Genomic DNA, 7,196 nt, shown 5'->3' on the forward strand with positions numbered 1-7,196 from the left:
CCGCGTACCAGTCCAGCGCGTCCTCGTCCTTGCCGAGTAACTCGGCCAACTGGCCCAGGGTGAAGGCGTTGTCGGATTGGACATCGTCAGGCCGGTGGCGAATGTCTTCGTAGAGACGCGCCACGGCCGCCTTGTCATTCGCACGGGCAGCGAGCGTCATCCGCATCGTGTAGGTATCGCTGTCCTGGGGGCCCGCTGCGAGCAGCTTCGCGGCTGCCTTCTCGTCACCGCCCTGAGCCAGAACACTGGCGTAGGCCAGGCGCAGGCGGGTGTTCTTCGGATCCTTGGCGACGGCCTTGGCGAACAGCTTCTTCGCACCTTCCTTGTCGCCGGCACGAAACTTCTGCTGCGCGGCCCAGGCGTAGGTGGTGCCGTCATGGAAACGCGCCATGGCGCCATCCCCGATAGCCTTCGCGTAATCGTGGCGGCCCAGGTTCTCGCCCAGCTCGCTCATCGCCAGCCAGGCACTCGAATCGTTCGGCAGTCGCTGCGGTGTGGCGATCTTCTCGAGCAGCACGCCCGCCTGGGCGGCGTCGCGCGCGCTCATCAGGGTCCGGCCGATGTCGCGCCAGGCGTCCGCATCACCGGTGGCGATCATGGCGTCGAGCTGGCGCTCGGCCTCTGCCGTATCCCCGCGATCGAGGGCCACCCTCGCCCTGCCCTCGGCCAGATCGAGCGGCTTGGCGTGGAGTGCCGCCCAGCGGTCCAGCGCCCTGGTGGCCGCGGCCTGGTCGTGCACCGCCAGGGCCAGCTCGGTCGCCCGCCCGGCAACGCGGGGGTCGTCACTGAGCTGCGCCGCCTTGCCGTACGCGTCGGCGGCGGCCTTGAGATCGTTGGCGGCCAGCGCAAAGTCACCTGCCATGAGCTGGGCCTGGACATCGCGCTCGGGTGGCAGAATGGCCACCTGGAGCCGATCGAGGGGCTGGACGCCGGTTCGGGTCGCTCGGGGCGCCTCGTGGGGCGCCACGGCACATCCGGTCGCGGCGGCCATGAGGCTGGCCAGGACCACACAATGCCGCAGTTGCTTGAACTTGAACCGACCGCTCAGCACACTAGTCTCCGTCATAATCGATAGGGCGCTGCAAGAGCCACACGCCTTGTTAGCGCACAATGCGCCCTTAGCTTAGCCGACGCCACCGAAGCCGACTCACGCCCGTCATGCCACTCATCGCCCTCGGGCTCAATCACCTCACCGCGCCGGTCAGCCTGCGTGAACAGGTGGCATTCGATGCCGCGGTGGCTCCGCAGGCGCTGGACGACCTTGTCCGTCAACCGGGTGTCGAAGAGGCCATGATCCTCTCCACCTGCAACCGCACTGAGCTGTACTGCAGCGTGACCGAAGGCTTCGAGGCCGTGCCGCGCCAGTGGCTCTCACGTCAGCACCGATTGACCCCACAACGCCTGGACGAGTTCCTTTACCGGCACGACGAACAGGAAGCGGTACGCCACATGTTCCGCGTCGCCACGGGGCTGGACTCCATGGTGCTGGGCGAGCCGCAGATCCTCGGCCAGGTGAAGGACGCCTACCAGCAGGCCCGCACGGCACAGAGCCTGCGCGCGCCGATGGAACGCCTGCTGCAACATACCTTCGCCGTGGCCAAGCGCGTCCGCACCGATACCCGCATCGGCGCGCACACCGTTTCCGTGGCGTACACCGCCGTGCGACTGGCCGAACAGGTATTCACCGACCTGCGCCAGGCCTGCGTGCTGCTGATCGGTGCCGGCGAGACGATCGAACTGGCAGCGCGGCACCTGTCCGACAAGAAGGTGCGCCGTCTGATCGTGGCCAACCGCACGCTGGAGAACGCCCAGGAACTGGCCGGCCGCTACAGTGGCTACGCCATCGCGCTGGCCGACCTGCCCCGGCACCTCGCCGAGGCCGACATCGTCATCACCTCGACCGCCTCGCGCCTGCCCGTGGTGACGAAGCAGATGGTGGCCGACGCCATCGCCGCCCGCCGTCGCCGTCCCATGTTCATGGTGGATATCGCGGTCCCGCGCGATATCGAGCCGGAAGTGGCCCATCTCGACGACGTGTATCTCTACGGTATCGACGATCTCAAGCAGGTCATCGACGAGAACCGCCGCTCGCGTGAGCTTGCCGCCCGCGAAGCCGATGCCATCATCGACCTCCAGGTCGATCGCTACATGTCCTGGCGCCGGGCCCTGAGCCTGCGCAATCCCGCCGTGGACATGCGCGTCGCCGCCGAAGCCCAGCGCGACGAGGTCCTGGCCAAGGCCCAGGCCATGGTCGCCAGGGGCCGCTCACCGGACGAGGCCCTCGCCTTCCTCGCCAACACCCTGACCAACAAACTGCTTCACGCCCCTAGCGCTCGCCTGCGGGACGCTGCGCTTTCCGGCGATCTCGACCTCCTCCATGCGGCCGGCCGGCTGTACGGACTGGACCCGGACGACGACATTTCCGCATGATGTGCGGCTCCTGCCACACCCCGTGCCCCGAATGACCCCCTCGATCCGCCGCAAACTCGAAGCCCTGGCCGAGCGATACGAAGAAATCGGCCTGCTGCTCGCGCAGCCGGACGTGCTCGCCGACGGCCAGCGTTTCCGCGACCTCTCGCGCGAATATGCGCAGCTGGAAGCGGTGACCCTCTCGCTGAAAGACCATGACACGGCCGAGCGCGAGCTGGCCGAGTCCCGGGTCATGCTCGACGACGCGGAAATGCGTGAGATGGCGGCCGATGACATCGCGCGGATCGAAGCCCATCTTCGCGTGCTCGACGCCGACCTGCAGTTGCTCTTGCTGCCCAAGGACCCGCGCGACGACGGCAACCTCTTCCTCGAGGTTCGCGCCGGCACCGGTGGCGACGAAGCCGCTATCTTCGCCGGCGACCTGTTCCGCATGTACGTCCGCTATGCGGAACGGCAGCGCTGGCACGTGGAGATCCTGCACGCCAATGAAGGTGAGCATGGCGGGTACAAGGAAGTCGTCGCGCGCGTCGAAGGCCGCGGCGCGTACTCGAAGCTGAAGTTCGAATCGGGCACGCATCGCGTGCAGCGCGTGCCGGAAACCGAGTCCCAGGGTCGCATCCATACCTCGGCGGCAACGGTAGCGATCCTGCCCGAGCAGGACGAGGTCAACGACATCGACATCCGCGACGGCGACCTGAAGGTCGACACCTTCCGCGCATCCGGTGCCGGCGGCCAGCACGTGAACAAGACCGACTCGGCCATCCGCATCACCCACCTGCCCACCGGCACCGTGGTCGAATGCCAGGACGAGCGCAGCCAGCACAAGAACCGCGCCCGCGCGATGAGCCTGCTGAAAGCCCGGCTCCTCGACGCCGAACGCAGCAAGCTGAGTGCCGCCCAGGCCGAGTCGCGGCGCCTGCAGGTCGGCTCGGGCGACCGCWSCSAGCGCATCCGCACCTACAGCTACCCGCAGGGGCGGATCACCGATCACCGCATCAACCTGACCCTCTACCGTCTCCTCGAGACCATGCAGGGCGATCTGGACGAGTTGATCGATACGCTCACCCGCGAGCACCAGGTCGACGAACTGCAGACATTGATCGGCGCGGACTGACGAGCATCGCTCGCGCAAAACTTACATTTGCTGCCTCACAATGCCGGTCACCTCCCCGTAAAACGGACGCGAACCGATGGGCAAGAAGAAAAAGAAAGCCTACGAGCACGACCTCGAGGCCCTGCAGATCGAACTGGTCGGCCTGACGCGCTGGCTGCGCGCGACCGGCAAACGCATGCTGGTGATCCTCGAAGGGCGCGATGCCGCGGGCAAGGGCGGCACTATCAAGGCGATCACGGACAAGCTGGACACCCGGGCCGCGCGCGTCGTCGCCCTGGGCAAGCCATCGCACACCGAAGAAAGCCAGTGGTATTTCCAGCGCTATGTCACGCAGCTGCCCGCCGCCGGTGAGCTGACGATTTTCGATCGCAGCTGGTACAACCGTGCCGTGGTCGAACCGGCCATGGGTTTCTGCACGGAAGAACAGTACGACGCCTTCATGAAGGCCTGCCCCGCCTTCGAGAAACTGCTCACCGACGACGGCATCATCCTGTTGAAGTACTGGCTCTCGGTCGATCAGGAACCGCAGGAAGAGCGCTTCGCCGAGCGTGCGGCCGATCCCCTCAAACGCTGGAAACTCTCGCCCGTGGACCTCAAGGCCCGCGAGAAGTACGCCGAAATGGGCGACCTGCGCGACGCGATGATCCAGCACACGCACACTGCCGATGCACCGTGGTTCGTCGCCGACTTCAACGACCAGAAAGAAGGCCGCCTGAACCTGATCCGCCACCTGCTCGATCAGGTGCCCGACAAACTCACGCCGGACAAGGAATTCGACCTTCCGCCGCTGAAGGGCAAGCTCAAGAAGGACAAGGTCACCGCCAAGGCGGAGAAGGTGCCGAAGGTCTACTGACGCACGGGGGCGCGACGCACGGGCGCCCTGCGAGGCAGGCGCCCGCTTCGCGACAACCGCAACCATTGCCGCAAGGCGAGCAAGCCGCCCGCCGACTCGATCATCGCCGCGGGCACCCACATGATCACGCCGCCGATCAACTGGCCGGTGAGGACGTTGAGGGTGAAGGCGCGTCCGCAGATTTCGAAGATCGGATAGAGGTCGGTCTTCGAAAAGGTGACGATCGCGCCGGCGACGATCTGCGGCGTCATGGTGATCGCCGGTGACAGCACCCGGATCCCCGGTGACATCCGGCCTGGTGGCTTCGGCCGATGGTCCAGCACGATCCACCAGTAGGCCAGCCCTGAAAGCACCATCGACCAGTTCATCGCGCGGTAGATACGCCAGTCGAGCATCGCCATGGTCTGCATGTCGGGAATGAGCCAGACCAGGATCAGCGCGACGAAGAACAGGGTGACAAAGGCCGGATGGAACAGGCACCCGGCGGCCACACGCCATATCGACGATTGCCCGGCACGGCGCAGGCGAACACGCAGCGGCAAAGGCAGCCCGGCACGTAGCACCGTTCCGGGATACGCCGCGATGATCAACAACGGCGCGAGATGATGCAGGAGCACCTGCTGGATGCGGTGCATGAAGAACTCATGCTCGGCGTAGTAATCGAAGTAGGTGTGCAGCGCCACGTAGACCATCGCCATGCCGACCCAGAACGCCGCCTGGCGCAACGGGGCCACGTGCAGACGCCTGGTACCGGCGACGTACGCCACGGCCACGGCAAGGAAAACGATCAGGAACACCCAGGAGAATTCCCAGGGGACGATCCACTTCATGACGCCGGCGCCCATGCGCTCAGACGACCCGACGGGCGCGACGCGTGCGCCGCCACCCGTAGATCAGACCGAGCAGCGCGACCAGGCCCGGCACCAGCACGATATCGATGAACTTCAGGCGCAGGCCCAGTGCGTCGATCTCGGCGTTGAGCTGGTGCTGTACCTCGCGCAGTTCCTTGCCGATCGCGAGCTTGCGTTGCAGGTACTGCTCCACCTCCCTGCGTTGCTCCGCCGTGGCGGTCGCCGGGCCGGTCGCGCCCTTCGCCGGCTGCAATTCGGCGAGCCGGCGCTGGGTTTCGTAGAGCTCGTTCTCGAGCTCGCGCTTCTTGACCAGGAACTTGCGATCCGCCGCCGCCTGGAGCGCCTTCACGCGGGTAAAGGGCCGCTGCGAATTCACCCGACCGCGGATCGAAAGCAGGGCTGTCGAGCCGCCCAGGTTATCGACCAGGTTGGCCACGAAGTCGCCGTTGTTGGCGAATGGCGTCAGTTGCTGCTGGCCGAGCAAAGGCTGCACGTCGATCCAGAGGCGGTCCGACAGCAGGTCCGTGTCGGCGACCAGCACCACTTCGCCGGGGCCACCGGCGACGGCAAGATGGCCCTTCTCACGACGCTCCGGGAACGCCGTGTGGAAGGTATCGCGCAAGCGCGCGGCGAGCAGGTAGCGCTCGTGGGTCGGCTCATAGTTCTCGAGCAGGCTGGTCGGATCGCTGGCCGAATCGCGCACGCGCTGGGCCGGCACGATCGCTGCTTCGTCCGAGGTCTGCACCAGCGGGATCAGGCGGGCCTTCGTGTCCGGTGCCAGTTCGAAGAAACCGGCCGTCGAGAAATTGATCCGCTGCAGGCTGGCCGTCACCACATCGTCGTGGTTGAGGTCCTGCGCACCGAGGCCGAGCATGGCCGGGTGGCCAATGCTGTTGCCATTGAGTTCGATGGTCAGCGACTGCGACCGGTCCAGCACCACCCGCGTCGGATCGAAGACCACGCCCCAGGCCTGGAACAGGCGCGGCAGATTCGAGTCGTGATCGTCCACCGTTCCGTGGGAGTCGATCAGCGGTGCCGTGTCCATCTCCGCATCGGGATCGACGAAAACGACCAGATGACCTCCACGCAGCACGAACTGGTCGAGGGCATACTGCGCGTTGTCAGACAGGTGCTTGGGGTGAATGAGGAGCAGCACGCTGATCGACGGATCGATGCGGGTAACGCTGTCCGGATCTATCGAGGTCACGTCGGCCAGCTGGTCGAGCTGATGCATCAGCGTCCAGGGTGACTCGCCGATCACCAGGTTTCCTTCCACCGGCAGGGAGCTCATCACACCGAGTCGTGGCTTCTTCGGCATGCCCAGTTCGTAGAGCAGCTTGGCGATGTCGTACTCGACGAACGCTTCGCGCGCCGGATCGAAGAAAGGAATAGCCTGCGGCGCGGTATCGCCGGGGCCACTGCTGCCGACCAGGCCGAAGAACACGCGCTCGCCGTTGCTGCCGCCCGTGGCGGGTGTGAGGCCATAGCTTTCGGCGGCATCCTCGTCATCCGAGTAGGGCACCGGGTCGATCACGCGAAGGCGGATCCGGCCGTGCGCCCGCACGGCGATCTCGCGCAGCATTTCGTGCACGCGCTGTTCGTAGCTACGCAGTTGCGCCAGGTCGCGCGTGGCGTGATCGGAGAAGTACAGCGTAAGCGTGAGCGGCTTGCTCAGGCCGTCGACGATGTCGAGGGTGCCGGGAGTCAGCGTGTAGATGCGATCGGACGTGAGGTCGACACGCGCCGTGCGCAGCGATAGCGAACTGATGGCGATCGTGACCAGGAACAGGGCCGCGATGCCGAGCAACGACAGCCGCAGCAGGAACGGTCGGGACAGATGCAAGTGGCGCGACGTGCTCATCGCGTCCTCTTCAGGTCGAGGACCACGACGCTGGCGGCAAGCCAGGCCACGATGGTGGCGAAGAAGTACACCAGGTCACGGAGATCG

6 protein-coding genes are annotated in these 7,196 nt (G+C 66.0%); 3 read left to right on the top strand and 3 right to left on the bottom strand.

Annotation, left to right across the window (positions count from 1 at the left end):
* Positions 1 to 1,051 (bottom strand): tetratricopeptide repeat protein (locus AC1DT2_RS12635; RefSeq protein ID WP_477296601.1); only part of this gene is annotated, 1,051 nt, incomplete at its 3' end.
* A 107-nt stretch (positions 1,052 to 1,158) separates the two neighbouring features.
* Here AC1DT2_RS12635 and hemA point away from each other — a divergent pair.
* The 3 genes from hemA (at position 1,159) to ppk2 (ending at position 4,397) form a co-directional block, all read left to right on the top strand.
* Entirely contained in the window at positions 1,159 to 2,430 is a 1,272-nt protein-coding gene (gene hemA, locus AC1DT2_RS12640; RefSeq protein WP_213950028.1) for a glutamyl-tRNA reductase, read from the top strand.
* Between the two features lie 31 nt (positions 2,431 to 2,461).
* Entirely contained in the window at positions 2,462 to 3,544 is a 1,083-nt protein-coding gene (gene prfA, locus AC1DT2_RS12645) for a peptide chain release factor 1 (protein WP_477296603.1), read from the top strand.
* Positions 3,545 to 3,620: 76 nt separating this feature from the next.
* Positions 3,621 to 4,397, top strand: coding sequence for a polyphosphate kinase 2 (gene ppk2, locus AC1DT2_RS12650; RefSeq protein WP_213950030.1), 777 nt, complete (start codon positions 3,621 to 3,623; stop codon positions 4,395 to 4,397).
* On the opposite strand, the gene AC1DT2_RS12655 is transcribed toward ppk2, so the two are convergent.
* Complete coding sequence (locus AC1DT2_RS12655) at positions 4,391 to 5,242, bottom strand: cytochrome c oxidase assembly protein (RefSeq protein ID WP_477296604.1); 852 nt, start codon at positions 5,240 to 5,242, stop codon at positions 4,391 to 4,393. The genes ppk2 and AC1DT2_RS12655 overlap by 7 nt on opposite strands.
* 4 nt (positions 5,243 to 5,246) lie before the next feature.
* Positions 5,247 to 7,109 (bottom strand): GldG family protein, encoded by a 1,863-nt coding sequence (locus AC1DT2_RS12660; RefSeq protein ID WP_477296605.1) that lies wholly within the window; start codon positions 7,107 to 7,109, stop codon positions 5,247 to 5,249.
* Positions 7,110 to 7,196 lie beyond the last annotated feature (87 nt).

The sequence above is a fragment of the Luteibacter sp. P4_E6 genome (assembly GCF_056401535.1).